The sequence below is a fragment of the Actinomyces ruminis genome (assembly GCF_002154335.2).
Classification (GTDB): Bacteria; Actinomycetota; Actinomycetes; order Actinomycetales; family Actinomycetaceae; genus Actinomyces; species Actinomyces ruminis.
Map to the genome: position 1 here is coordinate 190,297 of NZ_MTPX02000041.1, position 15,997 is coordinate 206,293.

General features: G+C 66.0%; 18 protein-coding genes. 8 read left to right on the forward strand and 10 right to left on the reverse strand.

Annotated features, from left to right (window positions below):
• Positions 1–27: 27 nt before the first annotated feature.
• Positions 28–1,326 (reverse strand): MFS transporter, encoded by a 1,299-nt coding sequence (locus tag BW737_RS07935; RefSeq protein WP_257210611.1) that lies wholly within the window; start codon positions 1,324–1,326, stop codon positions 28–30.
• Positions 1,320–1,517, reverse strand: coding sequence for a hypothetical protein (locus BW737_RS18135; RefSeq protein ID WP_257210612.1), 198 nt, complete (start codon positions 1,515–1,517; stop codon positions 1,320–1,322). The genes BW737_RS07935 and BW737_RS18135 overlap by 7 nt, the downstream gene beginning before the upstream one ends.
• Before the next feature lie 791 nt (positions 1,518–2,308).
• On the opposite strand from BW737_RS18135, the gene BW737_RS07940 reads away from it, so the two are divergent.
• The 3 genes from BW737_RS07940 (at position 2,309) to BW737_RS19905 (ending at position 4,639) form a co-directional block, all read left to right on the forward strand.
• Positions 2,309–3,259: an ROK family protein gene (locus BW737_RS07940; RefSeq protein ID WP_086614034.1), complete on the forward strand. Its 951-nt coding sequence runs from the start codon at positions 2,309–2,311 to the stop codon at positions 3,257–3,259.
• A 499-nt stretch (positions 3,260–3,758) separates the two neighbouring features.
• Positions 3,759–4,070, forward strand: coding sequence for a type II toxin-antitoxin system Phd/YefM family antitoxin (locus BW737_RS07945; protein WP_086614033.1), 312 nt, complete (start codon positions 3,759–3,761; stop codon positions 4,068–4,070).
• Positions 4,067–4,639, forward strand: a complete 573-nt coding sequence (locus tag BW737_RS19905) for a type II toxin-antitoxin system RelE/ParE family toxin (protein WP_086614032.1) — start codon at positions 4,067–4,069, stop codon at positions 4,637–4,639. Before BW737_RS07945 ends, BW737_RS19905 begins: the two co-directional genes overlap by 4 nt.
• Here BW737_RS19905 and BW737_RS07955 read toward each other — a convergent pair.
• The 3 genes from BW737_RS07955 to BW737_RS07960 are packed head-to-tail and all read right to left on the reverse strand — an operon-like array spanning position 4,565 to position 6,000.
• Positions 4,565–4,957: a C-glycoside deglycosidase beta subunit domain-containing protein gene (locus BW737_RS07955; protein WP_086614031.1), complete on the reverse strand. Its 393-nt coding sequence runs from the start codon at positions 4,955–4,957 to the stop codon at positions 4,565–4,567. The two genes, BW737_RS19905 and BW737_RS07955, sit on opposite strands and share 75 nt — an antisense overlap.
• A 9-nt stretch (positions 4,958–4,966) precedes the next feature.
• The gene (locus BW737_RS18140) at positions 4,967–5,095 is read right to left on the reverse strand and encodes a hypothetical protein (protein WP_257210613.1); all 129 of its coding nucleotides are present in this window, start codon (positions 5,093–5,095) and stop codon (positions 4,967–4,969) included.
• A gap of 23 nt (positions 5,096–5,118) precedes the next feature.
• Complete coding sequence (locus BW737_RS07960) at positions 5,119–6,000, reverse strand: sugar phosphate isomerase/epimerase family protein (protein WP_218961852.1); 882 nt, start codon at positions 5,998–6,000, stop codon at positions 5,119–5,121.
• A gap of 381 nt (positions 6,001–6,381) precedes the next feature.
• Here BW737_RS07960 and BW737_RS07965 point away from each other — a divergent pair, with 381 nt between their 5' ends.
• The 3 genes from BW737_RS07965 (at position 6,382) to BW737_RS07975 (ending at position 7,956) form a co-directional block, all read left to right on the forward strand.
• A complete protein-coding gene (locus BW737_RS07965) occupies positions 6,382–7,224 on the forward strand; it encodes an ROK family transcriptional regulator (protein ID WP_086614030.1) in 843 nt (280 codons plus the stop codon).
• On the forward strand, positions 7,167–7,586 hold the full coding sequence (locus BW737_RS07970) for an ROK family protein (protein WP_086614029.1): 420 nt from the start codon (positions 7,167–7,169) through the stop codon (positions 7,584–7,586). The genes BW737_RS07965 and BW737_RS07970 overlap by 58 nt, the downstream gene beginning before the upstream one ends.
• Before the next feature lie 85 nt (positions 7,587–7,671).
• Complete coding sequence (locus BW737_RS07975; RefSeq protein WP_086614028.1) at positions 7,672–7,956, forward strand: putative quinol monooxygenase; 285 nt, start codon at positions 7,672–7,674, stop codon at positions 7,954–7,956.
• A 14-nt stretch (positions 7,957–7,970) separates the two neighbouring features.
• Here the strand turns inward: BW737_RS07975 and BW737_RS07980 are convergent, their stop codons facing one another.
• The 4 genes from BW737_RS07980 to BW737_RS18150 all read right to left on the reverse strand — a co-directional run bounded on the left by BW737_RS07980 (position 7,971) and on the right by BW737_RS18150 (position 11,038).
• Positions 7,971–8,366 carry a C-glycoside deglycosidase beta subunit domain-containing protein gene (locus BW737_RS07980; protein WP_086614027.1) on the reverse strand — a complete coding sequence of 132 codons (396 nt, stop codon included), beginning with the start codon at positions 8,364–8,366 and terminating at the stop codon, positions 7,971–7,973.
• 7 nt (positions 8,367–8,373) lie between these two features.
• Positions 8,374–9,408 carry a sugar phosphate isomerase/epimerase family protein gene (locus tag BW737_RS07985; RefSeq protein WP_180272133.1) on the reverse strand — a complete coding sequence of 345 codons (1,035 nt, stop codon included), beginning with the start codon at positions 9,406–9,408 and terminating at the stop codon, positions 8,374–8,376.
• Positions 9,409–9,770: 362 nt separating this feature from the next.
• On the reverse strand, positions 9,771–10,493 hold the full coding sequence (locus tag BW737_RS18145) for a DUF4143 domain-containing protein (protein WP_257210614.1): 723 nt from the start codon (positions 10,491–10,493) through the stop codon (positions 9,771–9,773).
• On the reverse strand, positions 10,454–11,038 hold the full coding sequence (locus tag BW737_RS18150; RefSeq protein ID WP_257210615.1) for an AAA family ATPase: 585 nt from the start codon (positions 11,036–11,038) through the stop codon (positions 10,454–10,456). Before BW737_RS18150 ends, BW737_RS18145 begins: the two co-directional genes overlap by 40 nt.
• 534 nt (positions 11,039–11,572) lie before the next feature.
• Between BW737_RS18150 and BW737_RS16885 the strand changes: the two genes are divergently transcribed.
• A complete protein-coding gene (locus BW737_RS16885) occupies positions 11,573–11,809 on the forward strand; it encodes a hypothetical protein (RefSeq protein WP_218961853.1) in 237 nt (78 codons plus the stop codon).
• Between the two features lie 166 nt (positions 11,810–11,975).
• Positions 11,976–12,977 carry a sugar phosphate isomerase/epimerase family protein gene (locus BW737_RS08000; RefSeq protein WP_086614025.1) on the forward strand — a complete coding sequence of 334 codons (1,002 nt, stop codon included), beginning with the start codon at positions 11,976–11,978 and terminating at the stop codon, positions 12,975–12,977.
• A gap of 5 nt (positions 12,978–12,982) precedes the next feature.
• Here BW737_RS08000 and BW737_RS08005 read toward each other — a convergent pair whose 3' ends face one another.
• Positions 12,983–15,238, reverse strand: a complete 2,256-nt coding sequence (locus BW737_RS08005) for an MMPL family transporter (protein ID WP_086614024.1) — start codon at positions 15,236–15,238, stop codon at positions 12,983–12,985.
• Positions 15,239–15,997 lie beyond the last annotated feature (759 nt).

The following is a 15,997-nucleotide window of genomic DNA, read 5'->3' on the forward strand; positions in this document are numbered from 1 at the left end:
ATTCACCTGTGCCCACCCGTAGGGCTATCAGATCTCGCCGCGCTCCTTGGCGGCCCGTTCAGCAGCCTCGGCGAGTCGCTCTGCCTCGTCGCGGCTGACGCCTTCGGCGAGCGCCTCGGCCTGGGCGGCGCGCTTGACCTCGAGCTCGGCGGAGATCTTCGCCATCGTCTTGGTGTCCAGCTTCCAGAAGCAGAGCGGAATGAAGGCGAGGAAGGCCATGATGGCCGGGACGAGGTTCGCGGCGATATTGATACCGGCCAGGGCGGTGTCGCTCTGCACCTTGAGCGCCCCGTCATAACCGAACCAGCCCATGATGTACAGGGCAACGGCGGCGCCGAGGGCGTTTGCAAGCTTTGTGGAAAGGGAAACGGTCGCGTAAGAGGTGCCGTCGGCGCGGATACCGGTCTTGTGCTCGTAGTAGTCGACCGCGTCCGGGACCATGGACAGGGCGATTGGGGAGGCAAAACCGGACAGGCCGTAGAGGAACTGCAAGGCGAGGAGCACCGTGAGGTTCGTCTGACCGAAGAAGAAGATGAGCAGCAGAACGATCCCGCCCGAGAGCACCGAGATCATCATCATGTTGCGCTTGCCCAGCTTGAGGGCGAAGGGCGGCAGCACGACGCCACCGATAACGCTTCCTACCTGGAAGGCACTCATGACACCCACCATTACGAGCGAACTCCCCAGGATCCAACGGCAGTAGTAGAACATAACGCCGATGCGGCCGAAGAGGCCGAAGAGCTGCAGCAACAGCGTCAGGAACACGACCATCAGCTGGCCATTACCGAGGACCGCCTTGACGGTCCGGCTGAAGGGCACCTTCTGCTGCTCGGCGGTCATGGTAATGCGCTCGCGCACGTTGATGCCGGTAATGAGGAAGCACGGCAGCGCAATAAGCGCATAGAGAAGCATTGTTATGAAGTAGGAGCGACTGTCCAAGCCGCGCTCCCTGCCGGCCTCAGAGGCAACGAAAAAAAGTAACAGGAAGGGTGTCGCCACGTTCATAATGAGCTGAGCGGCCTGGGAACCGATATTGCGGATCCAGTTGAGGGTGACACGCTCGCCGGAATCTGTGGTCATGACACCCGCCAGCGAGCCGTATGACATGTTCGCCACGGTGTAGAGGAAGCACAGGAGGACGTAGGTGATGCCGGCCCAGGCGATCTTGGCGCCGTTGCCACCATGGAAGGGCATCCAGAAGGCCAGAATCATGGAGATAGACAACAAGGGGGCGCCGAAGATGACGTAGGGGCGGAAGCGGCCCCAGCGGCTCTTCGTGCGCTCGGCGATGTAGCCGAACCCAAGGTCCTGGATGCCGTCTAGCACGCGGGCGGCGAGCAGGATGTTGCCGGCGGCCGCCGCCGGAATGAGGCGACGTCGGTGTAGAAGGTCATGAGGTAGGAGCCGACGGTCGTCCAGATGAACTGGGAACCGAACTCGGCGAAGCCGTAGGAGATCTTCTCCTTGAGGGGAACCTGTGCTCCCGTCGTGGTGGGCGCCTCTGACTGGGTCGTCATGACAGGCCTTTCTGTGATCGAAGTACGGGCTGCTCTGCCCGGAACTCCCGAGGCCAGGGACTGCGACGTCCGCACCTCGTTGCGTTCTGATACACAGTCAACGCGGGACCGCCGGGGGCGACAAGCACACCAACCCCCGCTTCCGCACCCCCCGTGCATAAGGCGAGCAACTGCGACTGCCCCGATCAACACGCCCACTCGCCTACCACGCAACTAAACCACTCCCAGCAGGCAGCCCTCGGGGAAATGGCGGGGAAATGTCGGCGGCCGGCCAGGCCCATCTCAGTTTTGCACGGCCGGGGCATAAGTCTCGGTATTGCGGCTACTATTCCGGTTGACGCAACCGAAAGCGCGGCGGACACTGCCTACGTGACACCCCAAGACAGCAGGCACAATGGCGTGCGGCCACCTGCCTCCTCACCATCCTCCCGGCACGCGAGCACGAGTACGGCTGCTCCACCCCGCGCCCCCTCCTTCGCCCACGTGTCTCAACTGTCCGAGCTCATCGCGGAGACACGCCAGTATCCGCATGGCGTCTCACGCGCCGACCTGTGCGAGACCCTCACGCTGGGCCGCAACGCCGTCGATCGACGGCTCAAGACCGCCGTCGGGTTAGGACTGCTCTCTCCCGCCGGGCGTGGCATGTCGACCGGCGGCCGCGCGCCGGAGATGTGGCGCTTCAATCCGGAGGCGGCAACGGTCCTCGCGCTGTCCATCTCCTACCGGTCCAGCACCGCGGCACTGACAGATCTGAATGGCACGATTATCGATCGGGTCAGCTGGGATGAGGCATTCTCAGCGATCCCCAGGCGGTCACCAGTCACGCCCTGGAGCACTTCGCCGCTCTGCGCAACCGCCACCCGGAGCTTCCGCCGGCATGGGGCCTGGGCGTCTGCATACCGACCGCCGTCGACTTCCGCGACGGGACGCTCATCGCCCCGGCCACGGCCAGGACCGGCGGCGCTTCGGACACCCTCATGTGGACCGGCTTCCCTCTGCGCCAACAGCTCACCCAGCAGCTCAACCTGCCCGTATGGCTCGACGACGAGGTCAACGTCATGGCCTTGGCGGCCGCCAAACGCATCGGCGCGCCTCAAGACCTGTTGTATGTGCGGCTCAGTCTGGGGCTGGGCATGGGCATTGTCTCGCACGGCAAGGTTCATCGGGGTGCCGCGGCCGCCTCCGGGGAGATCGCCCATATTCAGATGGCGGGCTCCGGCGGACGCGCTTGCCGCTGCGGTCGCAGGGGCTGCTTGGAGACAACACTCTCCGGCGGCGCCATGGAAGATGCGGCTGTCACCCCTCAGGCCTTGAAGCGTTCCCCCTATCTGCGCCGCCTTGACGAGTCCAGCGGTATTCGCTGCGAGCACGTCTTCCACGGCGCGGCGGAGGGGGACCCGGTGTGCGTGCGTCTGCTCACCGAGGCGGCCGACCGGCTCTCGGTGGTGCTGGCGGTGCTGACCACCACCTACAACCCGGGCGAGGTCGTGCTCGGTGGTGGCGTGACACAGGCCGGCGAGTTCTTCTCCCGCGCGGTCGGTCAGGCGTTGCGGCGCCGCGTCTTACCCGCCACCTCCGAACGCCTGCGCGTACGCATGGGCAAGGAGGACGACGCGTTGAATGGCGCGTGCCGCATGGTCACCGACTGGTTGTTGTCCCCCCACGTCATGCACGTCTGGCTGCCCCACGGCTCCCCCGCAGGAGTACAGGAGCTGGTCACCCACCGCCGCCAGGACGCCTGACCACCTCCCAGTTCCAGCTACTCACCACCCCTCATTTCAGCGAGACCGGCACCAGTGACACACCGAAACCGTGCGTTGTTACGAACAACCGAAAGATCACCGAGACGCCGGCCGCAGCGGACGTCAAGCTGCCGACAAATACAGAGCGATCGGCCAACGCCGACATCCGCCGAGGAACGCGAGGACTTCAGACGCGCCCGGGATCGTCAGCATTGTCTGAGATGGTCACAAACGAGCCCATGGCCTCAAGGGCTGACTCGGCAGTCGTTGAAATCATGCGGTTCCAGAAACCAGCGCGATCATCCGATCCGACGTTTGTGACCATTTGCGACAATCAGCGTCCGTCAACGCCGCAGCACGCGCACCCGCACGGCGCCAGGCGGCACCCAACACGTCGACCCTCGGCCGCTGTAAGCCACCGCGCATCCTCATTCAACACCCCTCCAGCCTGCTATCATCTTGATGATAGTTCATCGCTGTTGAGAGGTCGAAGACTCCCATGCCAGTCATCCGTCCGATCTCGGACCTGCGCAACAAGTTCACAGAGATCTCCGCAACCGTCCACGAGTCCGACCGCCCGGTCTTCCTGACCCGCAACGGAGTAGGCGACATGGTGGTGATGAGCATCGAGCACTACGAGGCGCTCACGCTGAACCAGGAGATCACCGAGGCGTTGGCCGCGGCGGAAGTCGAGATGGCAACGACCACGGAGCGGTTCACCTCGGAGGAGGTACTCGCGTACGCACTCGCCGCGATCAAAAACGCCAACGAATCCAGGCAGGCCAGCACGACGAGCCCCGTCGAAGCATGAGAGCGTACGTAGTCCGCTACCTCCCCAGAGCGCAGCGGGACCTCGTCGACGCCGGACTATCGGTACTCGAGGTGTCTGGAGACGCTGATGCCGCAGCGCGAACAGTGCGAGGTATTGTCGCTGCCATAAACTCGTTGAGCACCATGCCGAGCCGCCACCGCGTCTATACGCCATCTCGTTCGCTCTCACGCGAGTATCGCTATGTACGCGCCGGTCAGCACCTCGCCTTCTACTGGGTCGACGACGAGTTAGCAACCGTAACCGTGGCCCGAATTGTCCATGCGCGCGCGGACGCCAATCGCCACCTCGCTGACGGGCCACCACAAGACGCCCTGCCCACGCCGCTAACGGTCGATCAGACGAGCAATGCACCGATCCAAAGCGACACGTTCACGTCGTGCCCCGACTGTCTCCCCCGATCACCCGCGCCGCCGCAGCACACGCACCCGCACGGCGGCCCGGTGGCAGGTGCCGACCGGGCCGCCGTCGAAGCGTCAGATGGTGACGGTGCGCTTCATCTCGCCGGAGAAGGGCACGGGGATGTAGGCCACGCGCGCCGAGACCCGTAGCAGCACCTCGTGCTCGCCGGGGCCAAGCCCGCCGTCCTTCAGCACCCGCACAGTGGCCTCATCGGCGTACTCCCAGCGGAAGAAGGTGACCGTCTCCATCTCCTCCAGGGTGAACCAGTGCTCGCCGTCGTCGGCGGTGAAGCGGATCGAGTCGCGAGGCACGGCCTCGCCGTCGACCTCCACCTCAACGTCATGCACCATCGACAGCGGAATGCCACGGTAGTAGGGGATGCGAGTGCGCATCTCGAAGCCGATGGTCTTGCCGTCTTCCTCGACGTTCGCGAGGGAGTTCTCAGTGAAGATGTATCCGTCGAACATTGGTCCTACTCACTTTCCGTCGTTCTTGCCGTCGTTGAGGTGCCGCTCCATGAGCTCCTGGTGGCGACGCACCTGCTCCAGGTCCTTGATCTCCTCGCCGGGCAGGGTGAAGCGCTGCCCCTCGTACTCACTGCACACGTAGCCGTCGAAGCCCAGCTGGTTCAGCCGGGTGAAAATGCGGCCGTAGTCGATGGAGTACTCCTCGCCCTCATCGGTGACCTCCCAGAACTTGCCGTGGAAGGACTTGATGTAGGCAGGTACTCGTCCAGGGTCTCCAGCGGGGTGTTCTCGTACCCGGTGGACATCATGGCGTAGAAGCGGTCCTGGAAGCTGTGGAAGTGGCGGGTCAGCTCCTCGGGGAACATGTAGTCGTCCGGGTTGTCCGGGTTGCGCGGGAAGAACTGGCGCGGGTCGGTGCCGCGGGCGAAGATGTCGTCGATGTACTTGATGACGTCGTCGTTGACCCCGAGCGTCTCACGGAAGTAGTTGGTGGACACGCGCGGGTGCCGCTGGCAGTAGATGCCGAAGTCGACCACCAGCCCGACGTGCGGGTTGTCGACCTCCTTCATCTCCTTGATCCAGGCGGCGGTCATGGGGTGGTCGTAGCTCATGCCGGCATGCACCTCCACCGCCATGGTGATGCCCAGCTTCTCCGCCAGCGGCAGGGTCGGGCGGATGACGGCCGGGTCGGTCTGGGAGACGATGCGCACCAGCGGGAAGCCCAGCCGGTGGGTCAGGCGCAGGTCGGCGCTAAGCAGCTCGACCTGCTCCTCCAGCGTCAGCCAGCGGTTCTTGTACAGCGAGGAGTTGATGAAGATGTCGTTGGAGACGCGCTCAAGCGGGTGCCGTTCCATGATCGCGTCCCACTCGGCGAGGGTCTCCTCACTGGCGCGTGCGGCGCCGCGGATCATCTCGTCGGAGAGGATCTCAATGCCCTGCGTGCCCATGTCCTCGACGGCGGCAACGGTGCCTTCCAGGCCCAGGCCGCCGCGTCCGTAGGCGTCCTGCAGCGAGTACAGGGAGACGCCCTTCTTGATAGTCATGTATCCGTCCTCTCTCCGTCCTTGGAGGGTTCCTGGAGGGTGCTGAGTTCCAGCGCGGCCGGCAGGCGCCGCGGGCGGGATTGCCCGTGGGTGGTAGCCGCGGCTGTCTCGGGATGCCCCGGTTGAACCGAGGTTATGGCGCGGCGGCTGCCGGCGGCCAGGCACCCGGGTGCCGCTTCTGCACGATCACGGCATTAGGTCGGACACCGCCGACGACGCCCGCGGCACTGCGCGAATCGATTGCATCGACTCCGCGAGAACCATTGTCGGAACGGCGGCAGTGCCCTCCCTTGAGCCACCTGCGGCCACCTCTGAATTAGGCTGAAACCACGTCGACGCCCCTCCCCCGCGGCGCCGTGGTTACTACCCCGGGAGGCAGCCGTGTCCAGCCCCATCGCCGCTATCGACACCGATGTGCTCACAACCGTCAACCTCATCCGCACGGGCCGAGCCAGCACCCGGCAGGAGCTCGCCCGCCAAACGGGTATGGGACGCAACACGATCTCCTCGCTGATCAACACAGCCATCGACGCCGGGCTCATCGCTCCGGACGGGTCCGCGCCGTCGACGGGCGGCAGGGCTCCGGCCACCTGGCGCTTCCGCCAAGAGGCCGGGCTCGTGCTCGCAGTGGGGGTGCACACCTCCACGCTGCGCCTGGCGGTCACGGACCTGGCCGGCCAGCCGCTCGAGCGCCGCACCCTGAACTGGCCCATCACCCAGGGCCCGGAGGCAACCCTGACACGGGCGGCTGCCGAGTTGCAGGACATGGTGCGCGGCCACGACCTGCCCGTATGGGCCGCCGGTATCTCCCTGCCCGGCCCGATCAACCAGGAGACGGGGCGCCCGTCCAGCCCGCCGATCATGCCGGGCTGGGACGACTTCGACGTCGTCGGCACGCTCACTCGCTCCCTTGAAGTACCGGTCGCCACGGGCAACGACGTGAACATCATGCTGCTGGGGTACGCATCCACACTGCCCGATCAGATCGGGCGGAGGCCGGCGAACATCCTGTACCTGCAAGTCGGCACGGGCATCGGCGTGGGCATCATCTCCAACGGGCGACTTCACCTGGGCTCCGCGGGAGCCGCCGGCGATATCGGGCACGTACGGGTGTCCGGCATGGACTCGGTGATCTGCCGCTGCGGACGCACCGGCTGCCTGGAGCCGTGGCGGGCGGTTGGGCGCTGCTGCGCGACGCCCGCCGAGCCGCAGTGGAGGGTCTGAGCCCACACCTAAAGGAATGCCTCGATCAAAGCGGTGAACTGACCACCGAGGACATCGTGGCCGGCGTGAATGCGGGCGACACCGAATGCGTCACCCTGATGGTGCGTTCAGCGACGGCCGTAGGCGACGCCCTGGCCATGCTGGTGAGCTTCTTCAACCCCGGTCAGGTGGTGCTGGCCGGGCCCATGCCACAGGGCTGCCCCATGTTCCTCGACGTCGTCAAGCGGATTGTGGATGAGCGCGCCCTGTCCCTGGCTACGGCCGGTCTGGAGATCCTGCCTGCGGCCAGCGGCCTCGACGACGAGCTGCGCGGCTGCGCCCTGCTGGCCGTCTGCTCGGTGTTCAAGGCAGCCACCGCCTGATCCGCCCGCCCCCATCCGCCGAGATCGGTAGAAGTAACATGCCAGAACCGACAGTTGTTACGCGCCGACCCTCGAGGGAGTTCCCGTGATCCGCATCATCGCCACCTTCACCGTCCGCCCCGACGCCGTCGAGGAGTTCACCGCCAAGGCAATTCAGTTGGTGGCGGGCTCACGCGCCGAACCCGGCAACATTTCCTACGAGTTGCTGCGCGCCCGCGGCGACGCTACCACCCTCACCTTCCTGGAGGCGTGGGCCGATGACGCCGCCATCGAGGCGCACAACAACTCGGCGCACTTCACTACGCTCATCCCCCAGCTGATCGCTCTGTCCGACGGCGACCCCGCCATCGTCCAGTACGAGCCGGCCTGAGTGCGGACCGCTTGTCAAACCGTCACGGTGCGCGTCATCTCCCCGCCCACGGGCACCGGGATATAGGCCACCCGCACCCGGATGCGCACCGTGATCGCGTGCTCCCCGGCTGGCAGTCCGCCCGCGCGCAGCACACGCACGGTCGCCTCGTTCTTGTACTCCCACCGGAAGGCGGCCACCGTCCACATCTCCTCAAGCGTGAACCAGTGCGCGCCGCCGTCGGCGGTGAAGCGGATGTCCTTGGCAGGCACGGCCTCGCCGTCGACCAGGACCTCCACCGCATCAACCATGGACAGAGGAATGCCCCGGTAGTAGGGGATGCGAGTGTCTACCTCGAAGCCGACCACCTCGTCGTCGACTCCGGTGACGTTGCGGAAGGAGCCGGGGGTGAAGATGTATCCGTCAAACATGGTGATCTCACTTTCCGTCGATGAGGGTCTGGAGCATCTGCTGGTGGCGGGTCAGCTGCTCGACGTCGGGAATGGGGTCCCCGGGGACGATGAAGCGCTGGCCCTCGTACTCGCTGCACAGGTAGCCGTCGTAGTCGAGCTGCTTCAACCGGGCGATCACAGCCGGGTAGTCGATGGAGGCCTCCTGGTAGCCGCCGACGCCGTCGGGAACCATCTCCCAGAACTTGGCGTGGAAGGACTTGATCCACGGCAGATACTCATCCAAGGTGTCCAGGGGCGTGTTCTCATATCCGGAGGCGTTGGTCGCATACACCGCGTCCACCGGCGACTTGAACAGGCGGGTGAGCTCCTCGGGGAACTCGTAGGCGTCCTGGTTGCCGTCTCCCGTAGCGCGGGGAAAGGCCCGGCGGCCGTCGGAGCCGGATGCGTAGATGTCGGCGATGTACTTGACCACGTCCTCGTTCAGCCCCTGGGCGCGGAAGTAGTTGGTGGCGATCTCTGGGTAGCGTCGGCAGTAGATGCCGAAGTCGACCACGAGCCCGACGTGCGGGTTGTCGAGGTTCCGCATCTGCTCGATCCAGGCGGCGGTAAGGGGATGGTCGAAACTCATGCCGGCATGCACCTCCACCGCCATGGTGATGCCCAGTTTCTCCGCCAGTGGCAGCACGGGCGGCACCACGGCCGGGTCGGTCCGGGATACCAGGCGCACGAGCGGGAAGCCGAGTCGCTTCGCCAATCGCAGATCCGCCTCCAGGGAGGCGACCTGCTCCTCCAGGGTCAGCCACCGATTCCGGAACAGGGAGGAGTTGATGAAGATGTCGTTGGCGACGCGCTCAAGCGGGTGCCGGTCCATAATCGCGTTGAACTCATCAATGGCGGCTTCGCTGGCATTCTGGGCGCCTTCGAGCATTTGGTCACTGAGGAACTCGATGCCCTGGGCACCCATGTTCTCAACCAGGGCGATACACCCCTCCAGCCCAAGGCCACCGCGGCCGTACGCGTCCTGGAGCGCGTACAGGGTTACTCCACGTTTGAGAGTCATGTTTCCGTCCTTTCTTCTCAAGTGGTGGAAGGAAGGCGGTCGGGGCCGGGCACGCGGAACTGCGAGCGCGGGACGACCGCACAGTTCCGGGGGAATAGCCCTTTCAACCCCGGTACCCGGGAGCCTGCGTCGGCTCCCGGCCAGCCCGGTCGCCATCGGTCCGAGGCTGGAGTGCCCCGACGCCATCGACGCCGAACACGAAAGATGCTAGGACCCACGCCGGAGCGCGGCCAGCGGACGGCAGCGGACATACGCACGTTCAGGAAAGAACGTCGCTGGTGTCAGTGGTGATCAAGTGGCTCCGGGTGCCGCTTCTGTACCTACTTGTTGTCAAAACGCCCACCTGAGCCGCACAAGACGAGTCATGGGCGCAGCGCCTCCAGGGGGAAGGTCAGCGTGCCGTCGGGCAGCGTCGCAGTGAAGCCGGTTCCGGTGATGACGGCCCGGAACGCCGGTGGCGGCGCGTCGATCTGCGCCACCGCCTGTGCCAGCCGTGCTGCCCCGGCGGAAACCTGACCTCCCCCAAGCTTGACCTCCACCGCGGCACACGATCCGTCCGGCATGGTGATAACGGCATCGATCTCATGCCCGTTCGAGTCTCGGTAGCGATGCACGCGACCGCCCACCGCCTCGGCGTAAACGAGCAGATCGTGGATGACGGCGGACTCGAACAGGAATCCGAGCGTCTCCAGGTCGCGAGTCAACCGCGCGGCGTCGGCCCCCAGCGCGGCTGCGGCCAGGGCCGGATCGGCGAGGTGGTAGGCATTACTTCGGCGCAGCTTCGCCTTCGAGCGCAGCGCAGTCGCCCACGGCGTCACGGCCTCAACCACAAACACGCGTTGCAGCAACTCGAGCAGTTTCGAGACGGTGGCCTCGGACGGCGTCGGAAGCACGCGGGCGATGTCTCGGCGCAGCGTTGCCTGCGAGACCTCGCTCGCCGTGGAGCGCGCCAGCGCCACCAGCATCTGTTCTACGAGGACGGGCTCTGAGCGCAGCGTGGCGAGTCTCCCGAGGTCCGTGGTAGCAGTGTCCTGAAGATAGCCGTTCAACGCACGGGTACACACCTGCGCGTCGGCTGTGCGCAAGGCCGGGAAGCCCGGCGTAGCACATTGTTGACGACATCGGCGAGCGGGCTGGTGTGCATTGACGGGGTCGGGTCCGAGCCGGAGAAGAGGTCTTGCAGCCCGATGCCCGGCGTCGTCAGTTCGCCGGCCTTCTCCGCCCAGGTCATGGTGCGCTGGCGGATGCGGATGAATCGGCTCGCCCCGGTGTGCCTCACCGAGTCAGCGGTAGGCACAGCCGAACCGGTGAGGATGAAACGCCCGGGCTGATTTGAGGAGTCGACCGCCCGGCGCGCAAGGTTCCAGAACTGCGGGACGGTCTGCCACTCATCGAGCAACCGCGGAGCCTCGCCCTCGAGCAGCATGCGCGGATCGACGTCGGCGGCGGCCTGCGCCTCGGGAGTGTCGAGCAGCACGTACGATCCGGCGTGGTGTAGGCCGGTCATGGTCTTTCCGCATCCCCGCGGTCCCTCCAACACGATGGCGCCTACCGACTTGAGGGTCTCGGCGACCGCCGCATCCACGGCGCGTGGGAGATAAGCGATACCCACCTCCTGTTCCGTGTCCATGCCCGCGGCATAGACGAAGGTAGGGATTTGCAGGACTCGAAGGTAGGGATTTGCGGGAGCTGAAGGTAGGTATTTGCAGACTCCTTCCGTCCGGGGCGCGCAGTTCTGCCCGCACCCAACCTGGCCATGCCGGTCCACCCGCGCGAGGATTGGGGTGCCGATCAAGGAGGATCCCACCATGCCAGCTCCCAGCGTTCAGCTCTATGCCGTCCGCGACGCCCTCGCCGCCGACCTGGAGGGCACCCTCACCCGGGTCGCCGAGATCGGCTTATACCCAGGTCGAGGCCTTCGCCTTCGTCGAGCAGGCCAGACGCCTACACCGTGCCCTGGACCCCGCCGGGCTGACCGCCCCGACCGCGCATGCCTCAATCATCGACGTCGAGGAGCTCGAGCCGGTGCTGGAGGCGGCGCAGCAGATAGGCGTCGAGCTGCTCGTCGCCCCCTTTCTCGCCCCGACCGCTGGCGGACCGCCGACGACGTGGCCCGCCTGGCCGAAAAGGCGAATGCGCGGCAGCCGTGGCGACGCGGGCGGGGATGACACCCGGCTATCACAACCACTCCTGGGAGACCTCCACGCTGATCGGCGGCCGGCACGCGCTGGAGGTATTCGCCGAGGCGCTGGAGCCTGCCGACCGCGGTGAGGTCGACGTAGCTGCATCATTGCGGGCGGCACCGCAGGCGCTGCGCGTGGTGGAGTTCGACGATTACGCGGGCGAGATCTTCGAGGGCATTGCGACGTCGCTGGCCTGGCTGCGCGCGCACGATGTCTGAGAGACCTCGTCCTAGACCTTCTGCACCGTGCGCGCAAAAGCGGGGTAACAGGCTCTGTCCACCACCGGACCCGCGTCGGTAGTTTCGTAGATGTCGGGGGGCTCGGGTCGTGCGACGCCGCCGCATCAGCCTCCAGACGACCGTTCGTCTGCGAAGGAGCTTTGTTATGCCGCGTCCGATCAACCTGTTCACCGGCCAGTGGGTGGATCTGCCGTTCGAGGAGGTGTGTACCCTGGCGGAGCAGTGGGGCTTCGACGGCCTGGAGGTTCCCGTGGCCGGGGACCACCTGGACGTCTACCGCGCCGCTGAGGACGACGCCTACTGCCAGGAGTGGAAGGACACCCTGGCACACCACAACCTGAGCGTGTACGCCATCTCCAACCACTCCACCGGCCAGTGCATCTGCGACGACCCCATCGACTTCCGCCACCGCGGCCTGCTGTCGGACAAGGTGTGGGGCGACGGCGACGCCGAGGGCGTACGCACCCGCGCCGCCGAGGAACTCAAGCTCACCGCCAAGGTGGCCGCCAAGCTCGGCGCCAAGGTCGTCACCGGCTTCACCGGCTCCAAGATCTGGAAGTACGTGGCCATGTACCCGCCGGTAGGCGCCGACGTGATCGCCGACGGGTATGAGGACTTCGCCCGCCGCTTCAGCCCGATCATCGACGTCTTCGACTCCGAGGGCGTCAAGTTCGCCCTCGAGGTACACCCCAGCGAAATCGCCTACGACTACTGGACCACCAAGGCCACCCTGGACGCCATCGACAACCGCGAGGCCTTCGGCATCAACTGGGACCCCTCCCACATGATCTGGCAGCAGATCGACCCGGCCGTCTTCCTCACCGACTTCGCGAGTCGCATCTACCACGTCCACTGCAAGGACACCAAGACCCACTTCGACGGACGCAACGGCCGCCTGTCCTCCCACCTGCCCTGGGACGACCCGCGCCGCGGCTGGACCTTCGTATCCGCCGGCCTGGGCGAAGCCGACCTGGACGGCTACTTCCGCACCCTGAACCAGATCGGCTACACCGGCCCCATCTCCATCGAATGGGAGGACTCCGGCATGGACCGCCTACACGGCGCCCCCATGGCCCTGAAGTTCGCGCGCGAGCACGTCTACGACCTACCCGACGCCGCCTTCGACTCCCACTTCGACAACCGCTAAGCGTCTCAGACCCGCTGACGGAAGCGCTGGTACAGGTGGGCCAGGGGAGCTGGCGCCCACCAGTTCCAACGGCCGAGTACCGTCATGGTCGCGGGCACCAGCAACAGCCGCACTAGCGTTGCGTCAACCGCGACCATGACGGCCAGCCCGACCCCGATCTCCTTGATGGAGATCATCTCTCCCGATACAAAGCCGAGGAACACCGCAATGATGATCACCGCGGCGGAGGTAATGATGCGCCCCGAGCGCTGAAGGCCACGGGCAACGGCGTCGTCGTTATCGTGACCGGCCTCCCAGTACTCGTTGATGCGAGCCAGCAGGAAGACCTCATAGTCCATGGCCAGCCCGAATCCGAAGGCCATCAGGCAGGCCACCACGAAGGTTTGCAGGCCTGGGGTCTGCGGCAGGCCGAGGCGGCCATGCTCGAAGAGCCAAGAGGTGGCGCCGAGGGCGGCGATCAGCGAGGCGCTGTTGATCAGCAGCGCCTTGAGCGGCACCACGAGCGAGCCGGTCATGCAGAACAGCAGCAGGAAAACTGCCGCGACGACAATCAGTGCCGCCCAGGGCGCCCGCTCGGCCATGGAGTCGATGAAGTCATCCTGCTGGGCCGCCGCGCCGCCGACCCAGTAGTCATATCCGGGTTCCATGCCACGGATGGTCTCGACGGCGTCGCTCGCCTGCTGACCCACCGGGTCCTCCACGTCCATGAGGACGCTGATCAGCGTCATGCCCGCATGCCCGGGAAGCTCCGCGGCGGTGACCCGAGCGACGTCGTCCAGTGCCCGAATGTCGGAGACGAGCCCGTTTGCGTTGTCGGCGTCGGTCTGGGCCACGACGCTGATAGTGGGCGTGGCCAGCGCGGGGTAGTCGTCCTGGATGATGTTGTAACCGGTACGCACCGGTGCGTCTTGCGGCACGTACTCGATGATGTTGGTGCGCATACGCGCCGACCCAATCGGCGCCACCATTACGGCCAGGACGGCGGCGATTGCAGCCATGACGATCCACGGGTGCGCCACCACGCGATGCGACAGCCGACTGAATACGCCGTGATCCGAGGAGGAGTCGCCGACGGCGCGCAGCACGCGGCCCACCCCGGGAACCCGGCTCAGCGCACTCGGGCGAACCAGACGGCCGCCCAGCAGCGTGATCACGGCGGGCAGAAGCGTTATGGTGCACAGCACCGCCACCAGTGCCACGGCGATCGCGCCCGTGGCGATCGTCTTCAACATGGGGGAGCTCATCACCAGCAGCCCGGCGATCGAGCAGGCGATCGTCAGTGCGGAGAAGGAGACCGTGCGTCCGGCGGTGGCAACAGTGCGTTGAACACTGACGCGCACCAGTTGCTTCATCTGCTCGCCGGCGGGCAGCTCCTCAGCCCGCACGGCGGTCCCATGGCCGGCCTTCGCGAGTTGAGCGGCCACTTCTTCGCGGTAGCGGCTGACGAACAGCAGGCCGTAGTCGATGGACAGGGCGAGGCCGAGTATGGAGATGACGTTGAGGATAAAGGACTGCACGTCGAGTACGAAGGTCAGGCCCCACAGCGCCGCCATGCCGATGACGATCGAGGCGAGCGCGTTGACGAGGGGGAGCCCGGCCGCGAGCAGACCACCGAAGATGATCACCAGCAGGATCAGCGCCACCGGGAGGCTTACCGACTCTCCTTGCGCCAGATCCCTCTGCACCAGCTCACCGATGGAGTCGCCGATCAGCTTTGAGGACACGGCGTACGCCTTGGCCTGCGGCGCATACTCGCGCAAGGAGTCGAGATAGGCACCCTCCGCGGTCTCGGCCACATGCTCGGAGACGGACGCGACCTCCTGCTCGGACAGGCCGGCATCAAGCGTGATGATCTCGACGTAGCCGTCGCCGTCAGTTGACAGCACGGCCCGCGCCTCCTGTGAGGTCGGGTCGGGCAGGGCGAAGGCGTCGACCACCGAGGCGACGCCGTCCAGATCGCTCAGCTTCTCACGGGCGGCCGTGACCGCCCTGGCCACACCGGCATAGTCGTCGACGACATCCACCCCCTCGACGACGACCGTGATCCTCTCCCCCTCCCCTTCATCGCTTTCGGTCAGTTCGGCGACGACGCTGGACTCGGTGTCCGGGGTGGTGGCGTCGCCGCTGGCCAGCCTCTGGAACAGACCACCCGCGCCCCAGCCCTGAAAGACAAAGGAGGCCGCGACGGCGACCAGCAGCACCCAGGCGGCGACCACGGTCATGGGGTGACGGGAGACGACGCGGCCGATACGACTGAACATGAGGGACCTTTCACGGAGGCGGCCGTTCCGGCTCGGGCGATGCACACACGAACCACCGCAGCCATAAAACAACGATCGTTTTTGTTTGCGCCTCCACGGTAAGCCGCGTGCAAAGTCGTGTCAACACCCTGCGGCCACGCAAGTACCCGAGCAGTCAGTCCCATCGCCGGGCCGTGACACCTGGTGACAACCTGGGACCGTGGATGCTTCCCCCGTCGACGACGACGCCTCTCCCACCCCCGCCTCGGTCGCCCCGGCCCCGCGTCGCGGCACAGCGACGCTGCACGGTCTGCGCTTCGGCGCTCTGGTCATCGGCTATGGCTACTATCCACTGGAGACTGTCCTGCTGACGACTCGGTCGTCTGCCGACGACGTCATCCGCCGGCAGGAGCCGGACAGTGACCTCTCGGCGGTGACCACGGTCCGCGGTATCGTTCCCTCCTCTGAGAGGGGCTGGGATGCTGACCCTGTGGTGGCGGACGGGTGGACCGTGCGCTACGCCGACCCCGACGCCACTTACGAGGAGCTGAACCGGAGCGACCAGGCGGCAAACCCGAGCTCCCTCAGCTTCCCACTTGAAGCCGTCAGCCTGGACGCCCTGGCAGGAGCCGATGATACGGAGCCCGTTGCCCTCGGCGACCTCAACCGCCCCGAACGCAATGAGAGCGCCCGCACCCTCACCGTCCTAGGCACCACCGAACCGAAGACGCTGACGCCTCGCACGCACTTCGACCCCACTACCAAGCAGGTCTACACCGA

Coding starts and splice junctions, on each gene's coding strand:
- BW737_RS18135 (WP_257210612.1), bottom strand. CDS start 1,517: ATGACGACCCAGTCAGAGGCGCCCACCACGACGGGAGCACAGGTTCCC.
- BW737_RS07945 (WP_086614033.1), top strand. CDS start 3,759: ATGCCAGTCATCCGTCCGATCTCGGACCTGCGCAACAAGTTCACAGAG.
- BW737_RS19905 (WP_086614032.1), top strand. CDS start 4,067: ATGAGAGCGTACGTAGTCCGCTACCTCCCCAGAGCGCAGCGGGACCTC.
- BW737_RS07955 (WP_086614031.1), bottom strand. CDS start 4,957: ATGTTCGACGGATACATCTTCACTGAGAACTCCCTCGCGAACGTCGAG.
- BW737_RS07960 (WP_218961852.1), bottom strand. CDS start 6,000: ATGACTATCAAGAAGGGCGTCTCCCTGTACTCGCTGCAGGACGCCTAC.
- BW737_RS07980 (WP_086614027.1), bottom strand. CDS start 8,366: ATGTTTGACGGATACATCTTCACCCCCGGCTCCTTCCGCAACGTCACC.
- BW737_RS07985 (WP_180272133.1), bottom strand. CDS start 9,408: ATGACTCTCAAACGTGGAGTAACCCTGTACGCGCTCCAGGACGCGTAC.
- BW737_RS18150 (WP_257210615.1), bottom strand. CDS start 11,038: ATGGACACGGAACAGGAGGTGGGTATCGCTTATCTCCCACGCGCCGTG.
- BW737_RS16885 (WP_218961853.1), top strand. CDS start 11,573: ATGACACCCGGCTATCACAACCACTCCTGGGAGACCTCCACGCTGATC.
- BW737_RS08000 (WP_086614025.1), top strand. CDS start 11,976: ATGCCGCGTCCGATCAACCTGTTCACCGGCCAGTGGGTGGATCTGCCG.
- BW737_RS08005 (WP_086614024.1), bottom strand. CDS start 15,238: ATGTTCAGTCGTATCGGCCGCGTCGTCTCCCGTCACCCCATGACCGTG.